Origin of the sequence: Photobacterium damselae subsp. damselae (assembly GCF_038086725.1) — a bacterium.
GTDB lineage: Bacteria > Pseudomonadota > Gammaproteobacteria > Enterobacterales > Vibrionaceae > Photobacterium > Photobacterium damselae.
Map to the genome: position 1 here is coordinate 1007034 of NZ_CP146970.1, position 20161 is coordinate 1027194.

The 20161-nt window shown below is 37.8% G+C and carries 20 protein-coding genes and 1 other RNA gene; 10 read left to right on the forward strand and 11 right to left on the reverse strand.

Going from position 1 to position 20161, the window contains the following annotated elements; genetic code table 11:
• Positions 1 to 80: 80 nt before the first annotated feature.
• Positions 81 to 177, forward strand: an RNA gene (gene ffs / locus WAX86_RS04570) — signal recognition particle sRNA small type.
• A 172-nt stretch (positions 178 to 349) separates the two neighbouring features.
• On the opposite strand, the gene WAX86_RS04575 is transcribed toward ffs, so the two are convergent.
• The 6 genes from WAX86_RS04575 to WAX86_RS04600 form a co-directional block, all read right to left on the reverse strand.
• Positions 350 to 1690, reverse strand: a complete 1341-nt coding sequence (locus WAX86_RS04575) for a phospholipase D family protein (protein ID WP_341489169.1) — start codon at positions 1688 to 1690, stop codon at positions 350 to 352.
• A 48-nt stretch (positions 1691 to 1738) separates the two neighbouring features.
• The gene (locus WAX86_RS04580; RefSeq protein ID WP_341489170.1) at positions 1739 to 1930 is read right to left on the reverse strand and encodes a hypothetical protein; all 192 of its coding nucleotides are present in this window, start codon (positions 1928 to 1930) and stop codon (positions 1739 to 1741) included.
• A 197-nt stretch (positions 1931 to 2127) separates the two neighbouring features.
• Entirely contained in the window at positions 2128 to 2268 is a 141-nt protein-coding gene (locus tag WAX86_RS04585) for a hypothetical protein (protein WP_341489171.1), read from the reverse strand.
• Positions 2269 to 2448: 180 nt separating this feature from the next.
• Positions 2449 to 3492 (reverse strand): DUF2971 domain-containing protein, encoded by a 1044-nt coding sequence (locus tag WAX86_RS04590; protein WP_341489172.1) that lies wholly within the window; start codon positions 3490 to 3492, stop codon positions 2449 to 2451.
• Positions 3493 to 3568: 76 nt separating this feature from the next.
• A complete protein-coding gene (locus WAX86_RS04595) occupies positions 3569 to 3814 on the reverse strand; it encodes a hypothetical protein (protein ID WP_341489173.1) in 246 nt (81 codons plus the stop codon).
• A 4-nt stretch (positions 3815 to 3818) separates the two neighbouring features.
• Positions 3819 to 4181, reverse strand: coding sequence for a hypothetical protein (locus WAX86_RS04600; protein WP_341489174.1), 363 nt, complete (start codon positions 4179 to 4181; stop codon positions 3819 to 3821).
• Positions 4182 to 4830: 649 nt separating this feature from the next.
• Between WAX86_RS04600 and WAX86_RS04605 the strand changes: the two genes are divergently transcribed.
• From WAX86_RS04605 to WAX86_RS04625, 5 genes are all read left to right on the forward strand, one after another.
• Entirely contained in the window at positions 4831 to 5604 is a 774-nt protein-coding gene (locus tag WAX86_RS04605; RefSeq protein ID WP_341489175.1) for an NERD domain-containing protein, read from the forward strand.
• Positions 5605 to 6135: 531 nt separating this feature from the next.
• Positions 6136 to 7209 (forward strand): DUF4297 domain-containing protein, encoded by a 1074-nt coding sequence (locus WAX86_RS04610; protein ID WP_341489176.1) that lies wholly within the window; start codon positions 6136 to 6138, stop codon positions 7207 to 7209.
• Between the two features lie 51 nt (positions 7210 to 7260).
• A complete protein-coding gene (locus WAX86_RS04615; RefSeq protein WP_068967935.1) occupies positions 7261 to 8985 on the forward strand; it encodes a hypothetical protein in 1725 nt (574 codons plus the stop codon).
• Positions 8986 to 9493: 508 nt separating this feature from the next.
• Positions 9494 to 9961 (forward strand): 2TM domain-containing protein, encoded by a 468-nt coding sequence (locus tag WAX86_RS04620; RefSeq protein ID WP_065170188.1) that lies wholly within the window; start codon positions 9494 to 9496, stop codon positions 9959 to 9961.
• Positions 9962 to 10112: 151 nt separating this feature from the next.
• Positions 10113 to 10751 carry an AcfA family outer membrane beta-barrel protein gene (locus tag WAX86_RS04625; RefSeq protein WP_151182244.1) on the forward strand — a complete coding sequence of 213 codons (639 nt, stop codon included), beginning with the start codon at positions 10113 to 10115 and terminating at the stop codon, positions 10749 to 10751.
• A gap of 98 nt (positions 10752 to 10849) precedes the next feature.
• Here the strand turns inward: WAX86_RS04625 and WAX86_RS04630 are convergent, their stop codons facing one another.
• Positions 10850 to 11326 carry a hypothetical protein gene (locus WAX86_RS04630; RefSeq protein WP_341489177.1) on the reverse strand — a complete coding sequence of 159 codons (477 nt, stop codon included), beginning with the start codon at positions 11324 to 11326 and terminating at the stop codon, positions 10850 to 10852.
• A gap of 186 nt (positions 11327 to 11512) precedes the next feature.
• Positions 11513 to 12925 carry a winged helix-turn-helix domain-containing protein gene (locus WAX86_RS04635; protein WP_341489178.1) on the reverse strand — a complete coding sequence of 471 codons (1413 nt, stop codon included), beginning with the start codon at positions 12923 to 12925 and terminating at the stop codon, positions 11513 to 11515.
• Between the two features lie 299 nt (positions 12926 to 13224).
• Between WAX86_RS04635 and WAX86_RS04640 the strand changes: the two genes are divergently transcribed.
• Together WAX86_RS04640 and WAX86_RS04645 are read left to right on the forward strand one after the other, a co-directional pair.
• Positions 13225 to 14232 (forward strand): HlyD family secretion protein, encoded by a 1008-nt coding sequence (locus tag WAX86_RS04640; RefSeq protein ID WP_341489179.1) that lies wholly within the window; start codon positions 13225 to 13227, stop codon positions 14230 to 14232.
• Positions 14233 to 14243: 11 nt separating this feature from the next.
• Positions 14244 to 15779, forward strand: coding sequence for an MFS transporter (locus WAX86_RS04645; protein WP_341489180.1), 1536 nt, complete (start codon positions 14244 to 14246; stop codon positions 15777 to 15779).
• On the opposite strand, the gene WAX86_RS04650 is transcribed toward WAX86_RS04645, so the two are convergent.
• Positions 15776 to 16381 carry a TetR/AcrR family transcriptional regulator gene (locus tag WAX86_RS04650; RefSeq protein WP_068967940.1) on the reverse strand — a complete coding sequence of 202 codons (606 nt, stop codon included), beginning with the start codon at positions 16379 to 16381 and terminating at the stop codon, positions 15776 to 15778. The two genes, WAX86_RS04645 and WAX86_RS04650, sit on opposite strands and share 4 nt — an antisense overlap.
• A gap of 143 nt (positions 16382 to 16524) precedes the next feature.
• Here WAX86_RS04650 and WAX86_RS04655 point away from each other — a divergent pair, with 143 nt between their 5' ends.
• The gene (locus WAX86_RS04655) at positions 16525 to 16800 is read left to right on the forward strand and encodes a nitrogenase-stabilizing/protective protein NifW (protein WP_068945988.1); all 276 of its coding nucleotides are present in this window, start codon (positions 16525 to 16527) and stop codon (positions 16798 to 16800) included.
• 20 nt (positions 16801 to 16820) lie between these two features.
• Here the strand turns inward: WAX86_RS04655 and WAX86_RS04660 are convergent, their stop codons facing one another.
• The gene (locus WAX86_RS04660) at positions 16821 to 17849 is read right to left on the reverse strand and encodes a HoxN/HupN/NixA family nickel/cobalt transporter (protein WP_341489181.1); all 1029 of its coding nucleotides are present in this window, start codon (positions 17847 to 17849) and stop codon (positions 16821 to 16823) included.
• A 187-nt stretch (positions 17850 to 18036) separates the two neighbouring features.
• Positions 18037 to 19074: an FUSC family protein gene (locus tag WAX86_RS04665; RefSeq protein ID WP_237029389.1), complete on the reverse strand. Its 1038-nt coding sequence runs from the start codon at positions 19072 to 19074 to the stop codon at positions 18037 to 18039.
• Positions 19075 to 19484: 410 nt separating this feature from the next.
• Here WAX86_RS04665 and WAX86_RS04670 point away from each other — a divergent pair, with 410 nt between their 5' ends.
• On the forward strand, positions 19485 to 20138 hold the full coding sequence (locus tag WAX86_RS04670) for an oxygen-insensitive NAD(P)H-dependent nitroreductase NfsB (RefSeq protein ID WP_005300298.1): 654 nt from the start codon (positions 19485 to 19487) through the stop codon (positions 20136 to 20138).
• Positions 20139 to 20161: the final 23 nt, after the last annotated feature.

A 20161-nucleotide genomic window follows, 5' to 3' on the forward strand; every position in this document is an offset into this window, starting at 1 on the left:
GGGAGTGCTTGCAATGTCCTCTACCTTAGTACATAATCCATCTCGTTCTCGCAAGAGACACAAATAATCTATGGAGGCTCCATTGGTCCTCCCGCAACACTAGTTTGTGAACCTGGTCAGGTCCGGAAGGAAGCAGCCACAGCAAATGACGTGTGTGCCGGGATGTGGCTGGTGGGGCCTCCGCCCGTTACGGCTTTCACCTGAAATTTGGCAGAAATGTATATTGTCTCGTTCAATGTTGTTGGGTTGGGCTCCCCATTTATTAAGCATTTGACCACCTTGTTATTGCGTTTACCAGATACGATATTGATTGATAAAAGTGGGCATGTATTGCACCACTTTTACGAGTTTAGACATACTTTGGAATTTGATCATGTAGGATACAGTCATGATAGTCAGTGTTGAACACTACTTTATCTTTGTAACCTGTAGCTGAATCAAATAGGATTGCATATGATCGTTCATGTTCAGGGAAATCAGCATTTATACCAAGGGGTAATAAGTATCTTGTATTAATATCACCCAAGTCTGTAGAATCCTCAAAATTCAGAAATTCCATAGTCTTACCGCCAACTAAATTAGCAGAACCACTTAGCACTTCTGAACGCTTACGTCCGATACCGCAGTAAACTTTTGCATGAAAATTTTTGTTTTTGATATTACTTATTAACGAAGAACTTAATTTGTAATCTTCTAGCTCTGAATATGGTTGTTCGTTTAATTTATTATATGCGTTAATAAATAGTTTCTTTTGTCCTCCGCGCACAAAAATTTTGGATTTTTCTGTATCAAGTCGTTGAATTAAATTTGTCCATAAACTGACTAATACTTCTGGTTTTAAATAAGGATGCCCTACAAACGGGGTAATAATGTAAACCCTTTCATAGATTAACGCCCATCGAGGTAATAATTTAAATAACCATGATAGGAATAAATCTTTGACATAAACACCAGTTTTAATAACTTGATCTATTGGAGTAGTGCCAGTGATATTTACGATAGAAAAATCGGTGACTTCAAAATCATAGGATTCTGAGTATTTGCGATTCATGTAACCAACATGCTTTTGACCGCAGGTACATTCAAATTCAATCCGAACTAAAATATCCGCAGGAATACCGCCTATACCACCATGCCCCCTAGAGAGAGTAAAGCCCATATAGTTGTCAAAGCCATTGAAAAAAGAATCGAAATCGTTTTTAAAAGCACTTAATAACTGAGTTTCAGCATTTTTGCCACAATTATCACATAGATATAATGGTTGAGCTTCATAATCAAACGTTGTTTTATGTACCTGAGTAGTACCATCAGAAATAGAATTATCACAAATAGTACGTTTGGCGTCATAAATATCACTAGCTGTACCATATCCGTAATCGATATTTGTTGCTCCATTATTGAAACTAGCTAGCTCGGGATTAATAACCTTAATTTTGAATTGTGTATTACAATTATCGCATTCACCTTGAATAAAACCATCTTCGTCACAAGCTGGAACTTGATATAATCCACAGTCTAGCGATTGTGTATAAGCCTCACTACAAGCAATAACAGCTTGGCATTTAATGTTTGGACATTTAATCCAAAACTGACTTACGTTCTCACGATCCTCACCAATCAGTAGATGTCTACTTTGTCGATAAAACTCTGTTGTAAAAACAATTATTCCATTATCAAAATCAAATTCCATCGGGATCCCTCTTAGTAAATGTTAAGTAAAGTTAGTCTTGACGTGAACCTAATAGTAGAAGTGTACTTTGAGATTGGCGTCAAACTGTTTACTCCACTCAGTATGCAAAGTATCAAGTATCCGAATACCTTTTTGAATAATGGCGTAATCTTGGTTATCGATGCCACCAGCAATTTCGGCCAGTAGAGAAATTCGAGCTTGAGTAATTTTATAGCTCTCTTGAAGTTCTGTGGTGCTCAAATTGTGTATGTTGGGCTCAAGGAGGTCATAGGATCCGCTTTTGGGTAGGACGCTAACAAGGTTATCCTTAAAGCTCAGGTTTAACTCTGTCTGCGGAAGCCAACCTAGACAATTTAGAATGGGTTTTTTGATAACGATAATTTGAGCAGAACCGCTTTGAGAGATTTTTAGTGTCTGATCAAAACCAGGTAAGGGAGTTAAACTGATATTAAGGCCACAGATACCAGTTTGCTTGATGTAGATAATTGATTTTTTTCAAAGCCTACAAGCTCAAAGAAATCTTTTGGTATAGCAAAACCGTAACTGTTGCTATAGGTTTTTAATTTTACAGAAGTCATTTTTAATCCCAACGTCAGACAAAAATGTATGATGTCAGGATTAAAGGGATTATGTAACTATTAGTATTGTAGTTATCTAAAATATTTAGTAATAATCATGACCACATATAAGTGGCTAACTTATTATGAGGTAATCAAAGTAAAAAAGTATTTTAAGACTCCTTTACTTTGTGAAAAGTACTATAAATCCGTAATTTCTAAGCTAAAGCGAGTCGAACTGATTTTGGTTGCTTTAACATTATTATTTAAGTTTGGAAACTGAGGTAACAGCTCCGTTTTAAGAGTCGCTGTATTAAAGCGGCAACCCAAATAAATCCCAGTCAATTTCTCTTTGTTTACCCGTAGTAAAGGGTGGTATGTCTTAACATTTGTTACGAACCTGTTCCAATTTGATATAGCCGCCCAAGGTTGATAATCCAATTTATCTAAATCGATTTTGATTATTATGTTGTCTTTTGTTTCCCGATAGTCAATGACAGACTGATCCCCTAAGAGTTTCTTTATTTCAGTTTCGAATATGAAGGTTTTTTCTCCTGTGTATTCTTTCTCAAAGTAAAGTTCTTCATATTCCGTGTGGATTATATACTTTGTAGATAGTTCATCAGTACTCAAATAATACGAAATTGATTTGTAATGTTGAATGTAGTTTTGTTGTTCTTTTGTTTGATATTCAGCAAAATCTTTTTTGGGAATAACGATAGAATCTACAGTTTGTAAAGATGCAACATATCGAACTTCGCGTTCATGGCTCCATTGCTGTGCTTTATCAAAATATATACCTGTTGTGATGTAGCTATCGCCTCTCTCAGCAAAGTGATGTGGGCGATCTTCATAATAATTCACTCTACCAAACATATAATTGTCATCATGGTTCTCAAAAAGATCGGTTTTGTTAAATGTTCCGTCTTTAAGTTCATCAATTTCAAATTCTAAATAGCCGCCAGTATGCTCGTTTGCATAATGGGTAAACATTCTTATATCTAGTTCTGACTCTGACAATGAGATTACACCACGGTTTAATGGATTATCTTTGTCTTCATAATTCTTACTAAATATTTTTGAGTTGATGTTGAATGACTTTTCCATTTGAGCATCGTAGCTTTCTATTAACTCTTTTGTTGGTTTAGCCTTGAAAGGATCATTAAGCTGTGAAGTTGGTGTTAGCTTTAGTGATGGATTTACCAGAAAGCGATTAATATCAGGTGTGTACTTATAAACTTTCATTGTTATTCTCGTTAAACTCATAAAAAAGCCACCAGCAAAATTAGTTGATGCTGGTGGCCTAGCTGTACATTGAGGGCTATTGGGATGCTTTATGAAGTAGCCATTTAGATAATGACTTGAAACCGTCAGCATTAGCCATTTTGCTTAGTTCTTGCTTATGTTGGGCATTGACTCTAATCGTGATCTTATCATCTAGCTTTATCTTCTGGCTTTTAACTGCATTTTTATTGTTGCAGTTGCCGTGTTTTTTGTTTGGCTCTGTTGGTAGGGGCTCATTAACTGGTGTGTCTTTGTTATTTTTTACGAATGTAGTTTTGGTCATAGGATCATTCGCCTTGCTGGTTTTGGTTAAACAAAGAGAATATTTCATCAAGTTTGGTAAGTTGTTCAGAGTTCAATGAAGCTAGGTCACTTTGCAGTGAATATAAGTTTATATTGTCTCGAATATTCTTAACCATTCGAGCTTTATTCACATATTCCTGGCATTTCAGTTCGTCAGTGAACAAGATCCCTGATTTATTAAATTCACCAATCAAGTAAACAGAATCACTTGCAAACCCAAGGTTAAGTTCTAATTTTTCATTGTATTTTTTATGTTTTTGATATTTTGTAGAGTTTTTGCTTGGCTTAACTTCTTTATCACTAAATTTGCTAAACGTGATGTATTTACTACCAACAGACGTTAGCATAATTTCCATATAACCAAGTTTAGCAACATTGTCACTAGCATATCGCAGTAATTCACCGAAAGGGACGCAGTAAAGTTTTTGACCAATTAGGGTAGTTGATTAAGTGACATATAATACACCTTACTTTGATTTGTGTATACAAAACAAATTAAAAAGCCGTAAGATTTTATATGTCTTACGGCTCTTTTTATTAATCATGTTTAAGTAAAGAAATTATTTGGCCTAGATGCTCCATACTAACGTGATTAAGCTCTGAGTATTGGTTTGTATTGATCATGTCTTTGATATTCTCAACCATGATTTCTCTTTCTAAGAAAGATAAATAGTCGCCCTCAGATAAAAAGATCATTAAACGGTCATTAGTTTCAGTAGCACAGAAGTTAATTTGTCCTATTCATTACTACGATATACAGCAGAAACATTGGAACGAGTTTGTTTATCGTGGAGGCATGGTTAAGATTTACAATGTTGGTCACGCTCTAGGCAATCAAGTCATTGAGTTTTATGGGTGTGTGTATTGATTGCAGTGAAAAAATTCACATAATAAGGAGCTCAATAGGGATTCATTCCGCGTGACGTTTTGGTATGCGAGGCATTGGTATTGCGTTGCTCACCCTTTAGTCGAGCATTAGCTGAATAGGGAAAATCTGTGAATATTTTTGAAGTTTTTATTAATGTTCTTGAGCAAGTTTGGTATCTGCTACCTTTATTGCTCATTGTTAGTGTTTTCAAAAGTAGGTGGCTAAAAGGTATATTCGGTGAATATCTCGTAAACCGTCTTTTGTCTAAATTACCAGAGTCTGATTACACACTAATAAAAGACGTAACCTTACCAACTAGCGATGGTACAACTCAAGTTGATCATATTGTGGTTTCTAAATATGGCATCTTTGTTGTTGAAACTAAGAACATGAAAGGTTGGATATTTGGTTCGGCTCGCCAGAAGCTGTGGACACAAAAGATTTATCGTCATTCCTCTAAATTTCAAAATCCGCTACATCAGAATTACAAGCACATCAAAGCGCTGGAAACCTTGCTAGGTTGCAGTGCAGATTACTTACATTCAGTTATTGTTTTCATCGGCGATAGTACCTTTAAAACCGAAATGCCTCCAAACGTTACCTATGCTCGAGGAAGTATTCGATACATTCAGCAATTTAATAATGTAGTGTTCTCTGATAAGGATTATGCTCGGTTAACTGACTCTATAAATCAGATAAAGTTAAAGCGCGGAGTTATTACGGATTTAAAGCATCGCAATCATGTCAAAGAAATTGTCGCATCTAAAGTTAGCTCAAATCAGTGTCCCCGTTGCGGCTCTGAAATGGTGTTGCGTGAAACTAAGCGTGGTGAAAATATAGGTAAACAGTTTTGGGGGTGTTCAACCTTTCCTAAGTGTAGGGCGGTGAAACAACTCAACTAATAAACTGTTATTGAGGGATATCTAAAATACAAAGTGCCTATATTTAGAATAGTAAATTCTATAAATCACAATGATGTACGATAAATGACACGTTTTGGGTTATGTTCACTAGGGGGGGGTAATTTGTTGTTTCCAGCTAGTGATATATGACATCTTCAGGTTTTGTTCTTTTGTGACCTTCGTAAATTCAATACCATTAATAAATATCTTAATATATCTACAACTTGAATCTGTGTATAATATTCTGGGCATTGCTTGAGGCTTATTTGATTACTTTAAAGGTGCGTTAGGTTTGTTTTGGTATGTTTCTTTTGATGATCATAAGTGAGCTAGTTTATTCGCATTAAACAACAATTTTTCAGATAAGAACATAAACCTAAAGCCTACTGAATAATCCAAGAGAACGTGTGCTTTTGAAAAGGTGATTTTTAAATTTATGAACTAGTTCAAATAGATAATGTGATGTTGATGTATGTTGCATGCTAACATGTGCTTTCGAAGTACAAATCGCTTTTAGTTGGTTTAGGTTATATGGCAGACAATCCACTCGCAGAAGCTCAGCGAGAATCCGCAGGGGCAAGTACCTTTGGTAAGTATAATTTCCAATTTCATTGGGCATTGTGTGAGATCATAAAGAAGCACAGGGATAAGAAAGAATATGCATTACTAATTGAGCATCATGAAGATGTTGTAATTGCTGATAGTTTAGATGCAGATAAAGCTCAATTTGAATTTTACCAAGTAAAAAACCAGATAGTTAAGTATACGCCAACTTCTCTTACTAGTAGAAAAAAAGGAGCGAATAATACTTTTAAGAACTCTGTTCTCGGTAAGTTACTTAGCTCTTGCATCAATACAAATTATGAAGACCGAATTACAACTATTGGATTGGTCTCCTCAAGCGGGTTTAACCTAAACCTTGATAAAGGGCTGAAACTAGACGTGATCAAGGTTGGCGATATTGCTGAAAGTGATTTGGCAAGTTTGACTCAGCATATTGATAATGAACTAGGAATTAAAGTGCTACCTGAGCACTTACAGTTTATTGTCCCTGATATACAGTTAAAGAATCAGGAAGATTATGTTTTGTCCCACTTCGCACGTCTCGTAAATGTGCTGTTCCCCGGAGCATTTTGCAACCCTGTAAACATTTATCGCTCTGTCGTTGATGAGATGGGACGAATTGGCCGCGTAGAGTATGACTATAAAGATTGGGCAAGACTTATCGAGAAAAAGTCTCTCACTTCCTCTGAAGTACATAACGTGCTCACTCAGCATACAACTCACCCATGTGTCGATGATTTAAAAAGTGCCTTTGATGACTTAGCAAGAGATTTAGGTTGGAAGGCAAAACAAAAGCGCACTTTCAAAAGTAAACTGGCTTTACTAGCACTACGAAGAGCAGGATTTATGAGCGCACTAGATATTGAGATTACGCACATGTTTAAACAATCTCATATCAAGGTCGATGAAAATAACTATGATGACGATATTACTTATCTTGAAGCTCTAAGAAAACAAGCTATCGAAGATGGCTTACTTGTGAAGGCTAATGACCAAGATGAACTGTTGCTAGAAGTCATCTACTGCTTATTAAAGGCTTAATGATGCAAAATAATTACAAGTTATTAATTAGAAATCTTAGGAAACACAAAAATGAAAGGCTTGCAATTTCAACGTCTAGTTCTGCTGTCCGATTCGAAAAGACTGGCAAATCAATTCACGTTTCCGAAGAGACTCAATCTCGTTACCGGAAGCGATAATAGTATTGGCAAATCAACGCTAGTAAAGAATCTATTCTGGGCCATTGGTTGCGAGCCTCTCTTTGATGAAGAATGGAAATCAAATGACGTTAAAGCCATCTTGTATTTTAAAGTAAATCAACAGGAGTACATTGTTAGCCGCTACACAGATGGCATTTATTTTGGCCGTAAAGGTACTGTATTAGCGAAGTACTCTAAAGTAACAGGTCAATTTGCGGAAGATTTTGCTGAAGAAGTTGGTTTTGATCTTATGCTCGCAAATAGGAATAATGGTCTTGATTGCCCACCTCCTGCTTTTTACTTCCTACCATTCTACATCGACCAAAAGAAAAGTTGGGATGAACCATGGAATGGGTTTGAAGGGCTTGGCCAATATAGTAATTTCAAAAAAACCTTAATCAAGTACTTTTGTGGTTACTTATCAAGTGAGCACTTTGAGCTCGAAGAAGATGTATTTGCGCAAAAAGCTATAGAACAAGAAGCTAATCAACAAGTAAGTCGTATTACAGATGCCATGAGTGTCCTTGACGAGGTGGTTCCGGAGCAGACTATTGCTTTTACTCAAGCGGAATTAGAATCTATTCAACAGGAGATTGAAAAAGAATTAACAGCGTTTTCAGCCCACCAATCAAAGTTGTTTGAACAGCAATCATCACTAGCAAATGAAATCCATGATTTAGAACAACAACATCTTATCGCTAGCACTTCTGCAAGAGAGCTCGATGAAGATTACATTTTCGCAGTAGAAAACGTACCATCAGATTCTTTAGAGTGTCCTTTATGTGGTGTTGAACACGATAACTCCCTGTTAAGTCGTGCGGGGCTTTTAGCTGATAAGGAAGGCTTAGAGCAACAAGTAAGTAGCATTAAGATTGCACTTGAAGATAAATATCGACAACGTACAGAGTTAACCGAAGAGTTGAATTTTGTAACCTCTGAAATCGAGCGAATCAATGAAAAGTACTTAAAAGAGGATACTCCTGAAGAGGAATCTAATGAACAACAGGCGTTTGAGCAGGCGCTTTATGTCATTTCTCAAAAGAAAGTCAACAGTAACGTTGTTCAGAAAAAAGAAAGCTATCTGCTTCAATCTCAACATGCTAAAGAAAAGCAAAAAGATATAAAAAAAGAGCAACGTAAGCTTGTTAAGAAGAAAGATAAGGACGAGCTGAACGAGCTATTTATGGGCAACTTAGTCGAAAGCATCAACGCATTATCAGCTACTGGGATTAACCTAAATGGTGTCAATGCACCGATGGATTATAAAAAGATCCTAGGTGGCGGTGCAGCAGAAGGTACTCGAGGTACACTAGCCTATCAGCTAGCTATTCTTCGCCAGATTAATCATGCTAATCATTGCCAACTAGCTCCATTTGTTATTGATACTCCTAACCAACAAGAACAGGCAAAGCATCGATATGAGCAAGTCATGGATGTTGTCACTGAGAATATCCCTAATGGCTATCAAGTTATTTTATGCGCTATGGACAACGATGCCTTATCCTCCTACAAACAGGGGGCTCATATCATTGAGTTAGGAGGCAACCGTTTATTGCAACGTGAGCCTTATGTTCAACTTCGCGCTGAGTATGAGAAAGTCATTTTAAGCAATAGCTAGAAGAAAAAGCTACCTTTGGGTAGCTTTTTTTATAGAGCCTTTAACTAAATCTTTTTTAGACAAAAATGAGCTACATAGAGGAAGATTCTAAATTGAAAACGGCAATATCTGTAAACCACTATGGAGGTAGATGAATAATCCGTTATCGGGTATTTTTACGACATCTTCTAGGTACACTCAGATTAATGCCAATTCATACTATTTAGACCAATGCATAGTAAAAATGCTACACGTTACAAACCACACCTCTCTTTGCGATAGATTTCAAAAACCTCAAATCTATTTTTGCTAACTTATAGTCCTTGCACCTACCCTAAACCATACATTGCACCTTGCTGCTTGATGGCATTTCATCACTTGTTACAGAGCAAGAAGACCCAACTTATTTTTTGCCTAAATTACTATGTGATTGAAAAATAATAGGTGTCGGGTAAATGTCAGGTGTTTGTCGTCACTGTCATCATACGGTTTCTGCTAGTTTATCGGTAAACAGCACAGGGAGTTTGAAATGATTATCAGAAAGTTAAGATTGCAACGAGGTTGGTCTCAAGAGCAGTTGTCGCAATTAAGTGGCGTAAGCGTTAGGACAATTCAGCGTATTGAGAAAGGACAAAATGCAGGGTTAGAAAGCCTGAAATCATTAGCTGCTGTTTTTGAAGTTAACGTTGAACATCTTCAAAAGGAACCAGAAATGAACAGTGATAGCCTATTAACGCTAGAAGAAAAACAAGTTTTAGCTCAAGTACAAGAGATCAAATCATTCTACCAAAACCTATTATCCTATGTGTGTGTGATAGCAATGCTATTTGCCATCAACCTATGGACCGATCCTAGTTATATTTGGGCATGGTGGCCTGCGATGGGGTGGGGAATTGGTATCGTGATCCATGGTATCAATGCTTTCAAAGTCTTTAATTTATTTAGCCCAGAATGGGAACGCAAGCAGGTCGAAAAGCGTCTAGGACGAAAGCTATAGCACAGTTACCCAACAGGTGGTGATATTAGGTCACCACCTTTTATAGTATTAACCCCCTGATTTTACATCTCACCTTCACGAACACTTCACATCTCATCCTTTATTCTTCGCCATAAATCACTAAACAGATATAAAAAGAATAAGGATTTCCATGAAAAAGCACCTTCTAGCCGCTCTGCTATGCACATCATCATCTGCAATGGCTGCACCTTATGTTGGACTGGATTTAGGTCTATCAACTTTCAGTCACGATTACCAAACTCACTTTAGCGCCGATAATAAGACCGTATCACCAGATGATTCAGGCATGGTTCTAAATGGTTATGTTGGCTACCGTTGGGACGCATTTGGTCTTGAACTAGGCTACCGCCATTTTGATGAGCTAGATGGTTCATCAAGTCAATTTATGGGTAATGTTGATGGTTTTCGTCACGAGCGCGAATGGGATGCGGATTTAAAAGTCAGCCAAATCACTTTAAAACCTGTTTATTTTTATGCATTGACCGATCGAGTAGAACTAAAGACTGGCCTTGGTCTAACTTATACGCAATATGATTACCGTTCTGGTTCAAGTGACGAATACGAACTGATCACCAATGATGATATCGAGCATAACGTAAATCGTGCTGGTGGCGAAAATAAGAAAAATAATGAGTTTGGTGTTATTGCAAGCGTTGGTGTGGATTACCGTATTTGGCAGCAGTTACATATTGGTGCGGGAGTTGATTACTACGCCGATAGCCAAGCCAATGCAGCAACCTTTATGCTAACCAGTCGTTATCAGTTCTAGTTTTTAGCCATAACTTAAATCGGTTGAATTACCAGTAACACCCAAACAATAAATTGTTAGATGAAAAGCCCCATTTGCTTGGGGCTTTTGACGTAATGTTATTTACCTTGTTCGTTACGTAGGTACATGATGGCAACCATGCTAAAGCCAATAAATTGCCATAGATACTGCCCATCACTTGCACCCGTAATAGTTTGGGTAAAAGCCATACAACCCGTCACAAAAAGAGATGAAAAAGCGGCATAGAGTAGCCATGGTCGCTTTTTTCCAACCATAAACTCACCTGCCAGCACCGAGCGAATTACTAATAAAAATGGTAAGCATTGTAAGATAATAAGAATCGGAAACATAAAATCGAATGTTGGGCTTAACAAAGTATGACCGACTTGGCTTTTATCCCAAGTTCCAACTATATAGCCCTTCCAACCAGCCCAAGTATCGCCTGTATATGCGGTCTCTGGCGTAATCATGCCAAGCAATACGCCCATTACTTTATCGATAAAGCCATTTTTGAACCAAAAAACGAATAAAAAAATCTGGATTGGAATGATCTGAAAAGCAAACTTCTTCAACATGTGTGTATCCCAAAAAATGAATAATTTGGTTTACAAGTATGTGGAAGGCACTTTTCTAACGTTTGATGCAAGACAAGGGAGTCAGACTCTAAACAAAAATCAAACATCCCGTTAGCGTGTCAGCATTAGAAATACCGACTTAACAATAGGCGGGAACAGCAATCCTTTATTTCAGTTTGTTTGAGACTATTTGGGTGTTTGGAATAGGTTTGTTTTTTGTGAAGATTCAATAAGATCAAATAGTTGTCCCTTAGATTCTTTTTTCATCTCAGTATAACGTTGGTAATTATATTGCGAGCCTTTTGGGTTATCTGCCAGTTTGTCAGCCACGCTGAGTAAGTAAAAACTGATTGGGCTTGGTGTGCTTTCTGCTGCGTAAAATAAATATGGGAAAGCTTGATTCGGATGTTGATTGATCAATAAAGCAAGCCCCAAAGTGAGGTTGGCAATATCACAACGTGGGTTCAGTTCGAACGCCTGCTTAGCTAAGTGAAGTGCTTGTTTTCGATCTGCTTGTTTATGTTCATGTAAGTAAGTTAAAGATTCAGAGTAAGACAATAAAGCACTGACCAAATAGTTGTCTCGTCCTTGTTGTTGAATCGTATTTAGCTGCTGAGCAATATCTGAAAAAGCGGGACCACCTTTACCTTGATAGAAAAGAGAAATCCCTTCAGAGATTACTTTCCAATCATCATAGTTACTAATGGAAGTTACACGATGGCTTGTCACTTCATAATTGGAACTCATAGGTGCAATGATGGCTTTGATTTCTAAAATTACATCGCCAATAGCATCGAAGAAAGTATCTTGGTTAAACGTCTTTTCTATTTTTTGGTTCTGGCTTGGTTGATGATTATTTTGTACTAAAACACTAAGCACATAATTATCATCTGTTTTCTTAATCCAACTTTTGAGCTCAATTCCGTGGTTAGCAATTGACTGTTTACTTTGATTAGACAATTGAGAATAGTGATAACCAGATAGGCTTTTAGCTGAATTTAGTCCATAGAAGAGATAGTTATACACGCTTTCCGCCATTTCAAAGTCACTGGTGGAGTTGAGCGTAATATCATGAATATAAACTGGAATCATGTCACTCTGATGCGTCGCTATCACTGCTGTATCATCAGAAGTGCCATCATTTTGTATTGCCCAAGCGCCAATCAGTCCAACTGTCAAGACTGCCGCCATAGCGACAATCAAACTCTTGTTTTTGGACTTTGCAGCAAAAGTTGTAGGAAATACGGCCTCTTCAATGATAGGTGAGTACTCTTTAGTTACTTCAATATCAAACAGGTACCCTTGTTTGGGAATGGTTTGAATGATGCGATATGGACGCGATTTATCTTGAAGTTGGCTGCGCAGTAAGCTGATAACTTGTCTTACTAAGTTGTCGGAAACTTGCGTTCTTTGCCAGACGTTGGTTGCGATTTGCTGGGCACTCAGTACCTTTCCTCGGTTCTCGATAAAATAACTGAGCAGTCGCGCTTGCAATGGCTCTAAATGAATCGCCTCACCATCAATCATCAACTGATTTTTCTCAGGGTAGAAAGAAATAGGGGTGTCATGTTGTAAGACAAAGCAATGCGAATGAGTCATAACGATTCAATGAGTTAGAAGTAACCAGACAAGACTATTGGTTTTATAAGTCGGAAGCAAGTTAAGCAGCAGTAAATAAAATGCAGTAGCGGAGATATTGTATTTACTCATTTCATCAATATCTTTCTTCTTTATCGCAACAGTATAAACACTCAGAAGATCAATTTCTTATCATCTTTATTTTGCTCTAAACCCACAACTTTCCTGCCTATAGCTAATCCCCTTACATGAAAAAACTCTTTACTCAAACTGTACCGTACAGTACGATTTGTGGCGTATTGATATAGGTGTTTTAAACTATGAAAAAGAAAGTCATTGTTTTTATTTGTATTATTTTAGCAACGGTTGCAGGTTATCGTTATATAGAGTCTCAAAACGAAGAATCGACTGATAACGCGTATGTGCATGCCGATGTTACCGCTATTTCGCCTGAAGTTGGCGGTCAGGTAATGGCCATTCATGTGAAAGATAACCAATGGGTAAAGCAAGGCACACCATTGTTTTCAATTGATAATGCCGACTATGAAGCTAATTATCAGATATCTCAGGCAGCTGTCGAGGTAGCTCAAGCGGCACTAAAAAATAATCAAACACGTATTGATATGCAGAAGGTGAAAATTGAGCAAGCAAAACAAAATATTGTCAGTGCCGATGCCAATGCAAAACATCAAAATGCAGAGCTGAAACGTTTTGCTCGCTTGCTAAAGCCTAAAATGATCAGCGAGAACCATTATGAAGCGCAGCGTTCTACAACCATTGATGCGAACGCAAAATTAAAATCCGCTCAATTGTTACTGACCTCTGAACAGAAATTATTAGAAACGTTACATACTGAAAAACAACAGTTAATTGCGCAGGTACAACAAGCTCAAGCCAAACTAAAACTGAATGCTATCTCATTACAACGCACTGTAATTAAAGCGCCGTTTGATGGTTATATTGCCAGCCGTCAGGTACAGGTAGGTAAATACGTACAACCGGGGATGGGGGTTATTGTGATGGTGCCAAGTAAAGTTTGGGTTGAGGCGAATTTTAAAGAAACTCAGCTTAAAGCGATCTCGGTGGGTCAAACCGTTGATGTGGTATTGGATGGATATCCCGATACGGTATTAACAGGAAAAGTAGACTCTATTACTCCCGCGACAGGCGCTCAATTTAGCTTGTTACCGGCACAAAATGCGACGGGGAATTTTGTGAAAGTGGTACAGCGAGTTCCCGTTCGCATTGATATTACGATCCCTAAAGCATTAGAGCACAAAGTCTACCCAGGCTTATCAGCTGAAGTGACTGTAGTGACTCAGTCGTAGGAGCTAAGCTTATGTTTCGTTATGTTGGCTTGATCATCTGCATTGTTTTTACGTTTGTTCCGTTTGGCTTAAATTCTGAGATGTTTTCTGGTGCAGCCAGCGAAATGGCTGTCTCTATTGGAGCGTCGGCTGATGAGTTGAGCGTCATAAAAATTATATTTATGGCAGCTCAAATAGCGGGATTAGTTTTAACTCCACGCTTAGTTCGAATGAAAGGTGTGACAGTTTCATTAACCGCCGCGGTGTGTTGCGCATTATTGGTCAATATTGGACTTTATGTTTCACATACCATTATTATGAGTTCGATGTTATGGGCCATCAATGGTTTTGTTCTCAGTGTCATTTTAGTTTCGGTTAATTTATTGATTCTCGATACTTGTCCTCGAAAACAATTGCCGATTTTTATTGCAGGCGCTTTGGTTTTTACGACCTTATTACCGATGGGAATGTACTCTTGGCTGATGGCGGAAATACTTGAACATTTCTCATGGCAGATGTTTATTGTGTTTCAGATCTGGAGTTATGCTATTGCGCTAATTTGGCTTGTGGTTTACCCACCGAGTAATCGTATTTTTGTTGCCAAGCCTAAGTCTAATCACTTTATCTATTTGCTGAGCCTTAGTTTTTTTAGCCTAGTCACTTATTTGCTGATGAGAGGCAGTTATTATAATTGGCTCGATAACCCAATATATTTAGACTTGGTTGTTTTATCGGCAGTATTAGCGCTAACGATTGTTTTATTCATCATGCAGCGAAAACAAAAGACGGTAACGCAGCAAGTACTGAGTAAACTCAATACCAATGTTTACATGTATAACGCATTTTTAGCTGGATTTGCGGTGATGTCGAGCAATGTATTATGTGATAGCTTCTTAGAAAAGGCCTTACATTATAATGCATTAGTAACAGGCGAAACAAAACTGCCTGCCGTTATTACTATGTTATTAGGAATGGCCGTCAGTGTCTGGGTTAGTAATCATAAACCCGCTTTAAGTGATAAAATTGTACCGATTGGCGTTTTACTTATTTTAATCTCCAGTATCAAGATAAGCTTTATGCCGAGTTATGTTAGTCCTGAGCAATTGACCATTCCGCTATTATTACGTGGGTTTGGGATTGGCTTATTGAATGTCTCAGTTTCTATTGCAGTGTTAATGTATTTTACCCGCGAAGAGCAATTAGAAGGGATCAGTTGTTTTTATCTATTTAGAACGGTGGGGGGGCTGATAGGGGGCGCTTTTTTCAGCCATTTTATTCACATCGAAAGTGCGCAAGCGATCAATCAGGTAAATAGTAATGTAACCGCGTTTAGTAATACGGTAACGCATTATCAGGCAACATTAAATAATGCCTTCTTAACAAATGGTCATTTACCGTCTCAAGCAATGGGGTCAAATTACATGAGTGGTGTGGTTCAGCAACAGGTTATGACCCTAACATTAAACAATTCATTAATTATGTTCGTGATTGCTATTTGTATCTTGGCCCCAATCTTAATTGTGGGTAAGAAAATGGCGGCCAAGCAAAAAGAAGCAGCAGAACATTAAACTTTTTTATACAAAGAGATAAACGCGGCGACTGCTTGAGTAATAGCGATTTTTAATTCGTTGTCATCAGGCAGTTCGTGCCCCAACATGGCTGTGGTTTGATAATCTAATTTTATCAGTGCCAGCAACTGAGCACAGGCAAGTTGTGGATTGGTGATCGATAATTGTTGTTGTACTGCATCAGATTGTAAGTATTCAATCAGATAACCATGAATTCTTTGTGGACCACGCTGCCAAAAGCTTTCGGTGACCGATTGGTTTTTGTGAAAATCGGCAGCCACAATTCGAAATAGACTAAGCAGCGGGTCTGCACATAATCCTTTAATATATTTTAAGCCAAATCCTTCTAATGCCTCAGCAACGTTTAAATGTTGGCTGTCGGATAATTTGAATGCTTCTTCAAGACTTACACTAGTGTGATAAGCCATTACTTCGGTTAATAACCCTTCTTTATTGCCAAAATAGCGGTATAAAGTTTGTTTAGAGCCACCACACATGGCAACGATTTGATCAAGCGAGGTATCTTTATATCCATGTTCAATAAAGAGCTCTGTTGCGACCTCTATTATTCTTTTCTTTTTTTCTACGGTTGATGCACGCATATCGTTCTACCTAAATCGATTAATCATCACACTGTTCAGTACAGTATCATTATCACAGTAAAAAAGGGAGATAGAGAGTTTGAATTATCTCTTTTTTACGTTAAGGTGAAGCCCGTTTTTACTCGATATTGACTGTGATTGTGATGAGCCAAACAGATATTCAGCAAAAAATTGCGAGTTTTACTTCTATCGAACAAGCTCTGGAATATTTTGAGATTGAATTTGATAGTCGCTTTATTGATGAATATCGAATTCCACTGATGAAACGCTTCAATGGTTATCTACTTATTCAAAAGCCCGATGACTGGTTTTCAGCAAGACGCGCTCTAAAAAATGCCTATTGTAAGATTCAACGAGGCCGACTCGATCCCCATACTCGCTCTGCTTGTCGAGGATGTACATCGTGTCAGCGCCGTTAGTCTGTTGCGTTGTTTAAGAGCTACTCAGCCAGCGGTGCATCCAGTTTGTCGTAACCTTTAATTTTATAGTTGGCAATGGATATCAACCAGCAAGCGATAAAGGTAATGATAACCGCAATACCTACCATACCAAAATGATCCGTCATATTGTTGATGCTATCCCAGATAGGGCCTTGCAGTTGAAGTGAAGAGGCAAGGGCGCTCAGTGCTTCTAGACCACCAATCATTAAGGCTACAATCACCGAAACACCAGTAATCGTCATATTGTAATAGAGTTTTCGTGAGGGTTTTGAAAATGCCCAGCCGTAAGCACCAACCATTACCAAATTATCTAAGGTATCAATCAACGACATTCCAGCGGTAAAGAGTATTGGGAAAATCATAATGAGCCAGATATCCATACCTTGCGAAGCATTAGTTGCAGACAGGGCAAGTAAGGTAATTTCTGTTGCGGTATCAAAACCTAAACCAAAAAGAAAACCGACAAAATACATGTGCCAGCTTTTATTAATAAATTTAAACGAAAAATGAAACAGTTTATTTAATGGACCTGATAATTGAATATCTAATTCTGTTTTATCAATCTGTTGGTTCTTTTTATAAAGATTAAATTTCTTATAAACTGAAATAAAAATGGTAAGGTTGATATAAGCCATTATTAATAAAAACAGAATCGAAACACTGGTGCCTATGGTGCCACCAATATTACTGATATAGGGAATTTTATCTTTAAAAGTACCCACGGTAACCGCAATTGCGGCTGCGGCTAACATAACAATGGTGGAATGGCCTAGAGAGAAAAAGGTACCAATGGCAATCGGCTCTTTTCCTTGCTCCATCATTTTACGGGTTGTGGTGTCAATGGCGGCAATATGGTCGGCATCAACCGCATGGCGTAATCCAAGCGACCATGCAAGCAAAGACATTCCTAACATGCCAGGGTGCTGATAAAAGGCGAAAATTGCTGTAATCCAAACCACAATATTGACCACAATCAGACTTGAGATGAGCCAAATAGCGTGTTTTTGAGTGGTATGACTAATTTTCATCAGAAGATCCTAGTAAGGAAAGAGCAAGATTCGCCTAAATCGTAATAAATATACCCAAATAATTTCAGTATGTGAGGTTCTGCAATAATCACTGGGGTATACGACAATGCGGCAGTAATAACCAGTTTATTATATGGAATATAGAATTGTTCGTAATGAGCTTTTATTTAAAACATAAGTTACCGTTTTATTTACTCAATTTCGATTCGGCCTCAATATATTCTGTCACCATTACTAATTTACGAGCCAATTCTCGGTTAAGCCATAAATAGCTATAGAAACTGATATCGGTTCTCGGTTCTTTACTGCCTGCAATGGTTGGAAAGAGTGCCAATATTTCTAAATCCTTTTGCTGTAAAACATAAGGCAGTACAGCTTCACTACTAATGTGTTCTGCTAAGGTCTCAATACAGCCTGAAAGTTGCTCTTTAGCTTCAAATAAACCGTCTAATTCTTGGATCTTACGATGACCATATTGGTGACTCCAGGGGGTCTGCGTAATGTTTTCCAGCAAACTAAACATGCGTTCATAACATTGGATCAGTTTTTTGGTGCAATTACCTTGATTGGGTGTTTCATGTTTAATGCTACCTTCTAGGCCTGAGAGTTGCTTTAAGATGGCGTTTAAAGGTGCAAGGTTGATTGGTTCGTGTTCTTCTTGCTGGTGGGCCAGTTGGTTGTGTTGGCTATAAACAAGATGAAATTGTTCAAGGTAGTCACCGCTAAGTATTTTAAAATGATAACTGGCTCTGGCTGGAAATAAGAATTTACTGGCTAAGATGGCAAGTAATCCACCCCATAACACATTGACAGTACGCCACAGTGCAATAGTGAGATCGCCAGGACCATTACCTGCGACAAGCACTAAAGTTACAGAGGCTAAAATAGCGCCATAAGAGTACTTTCCTAAGGTAAAAAAGAGCGTAACCGCGAGCATAGAAAGTAATAGCGTGTAGTGCAGGATTTTGTCGGTTTCTGGTAGTAAATAGAGCGATAAACCTAAAAGAGCGCCTAAAAATGTGCCCGAAATTCGTTGGCTCGCTTTATGTGAAATTGCCCCTGAATAGTTTGCAGCCATTACCACTATGATGGTGATAGGAGCCCATGCGATGTAAGGGATATGAAAAAACATTGCGATGGTGTATGCAATAACGCACGAAATAAGAATGCGTAACATATTAAACAGTCGAATATTTTTTATTATGGTTTTATTGAGATTCTTCATTTTATTCACTTTATAAGAATATCTATAAGATTTTGATTTTATTTTAAATTTTTATCTCATCCATCTTAACTAAAAAGGCATATATACCCAAGAGGCTTAATATATTGGGTCGACTTAGGTATATGTTTATAGGTTAGCTGACATTGTGCTAATGACGAGTGGAAACAGAAAGAGAGTACAAAAGTGAGCGATTTTCAAAAAAAAATTGAAAAAGATTTAAATGAATGCCGCTTTTCTTTAAACAATGAGCCATGTATTGTGAGCCCCATCGCATGAATATATACCCAAGTGTTTTTATCTAAATAAGTTTGAGGGCGTCTCTTCCAAGTAACCACGCATCTTGAAGTCGCTTAGGAGCTTGAAGTCACTTAGGTATAGATAGATATAAATAATAAATATTGGAGACAGCCATGAGTATTGTTTCAGCTGCAGAAGCTCGTTATTCAACTAAAGCATTTGATGCATCACGCAAACTAACAGACAAACAAGTTGCTGACCTTAAAGAGTTGGTACGAGTAAGCGCATCAAGTGTTAACTCTCAGCCTTGGCACTTCATTTTAGCGAGTACCGATGAAGGTAAAGCTAAAATTGCAAAATCAATGCAAGGCCCGTACGTATTTAACGAGCGCAAAGCATTAGATGCATCACATGTATTGGTTTTTTGTGCTAAAACAGACATTGATGAGCAATACTTACTAGAGCTATTAGAATCTGAAGATAAAGCAGGCCGTTTTGCTAATGAAGAAGCAAAGCAAGGTATGCACACAGGTCGCTCTTTCTTTGTAAATATGCACCTAGAACAGCTTCATGATGTACAAGCTTGGATGGAAAAACAGGTTTATCTAAACGTTGGTACTCTATTACTTGGTGCTGCTGCGATGGATATTGATGCTGTGCCAATTGAAGGTTTTGATGCCGACGTACTTGATGCTGAGTTTGGCTTAAAAGAGAAAGGCTTCAAGAGCTTAGTTGTTGTGCCTCTTGGTTTCCATAGCGAAGAAGATTTTAACGCGAAACTACCAAAATCTCGTTGGGAAGAAACGCGCGTTTTCACTGAGTGCTAATCACACTTATCGCTTATTTATAG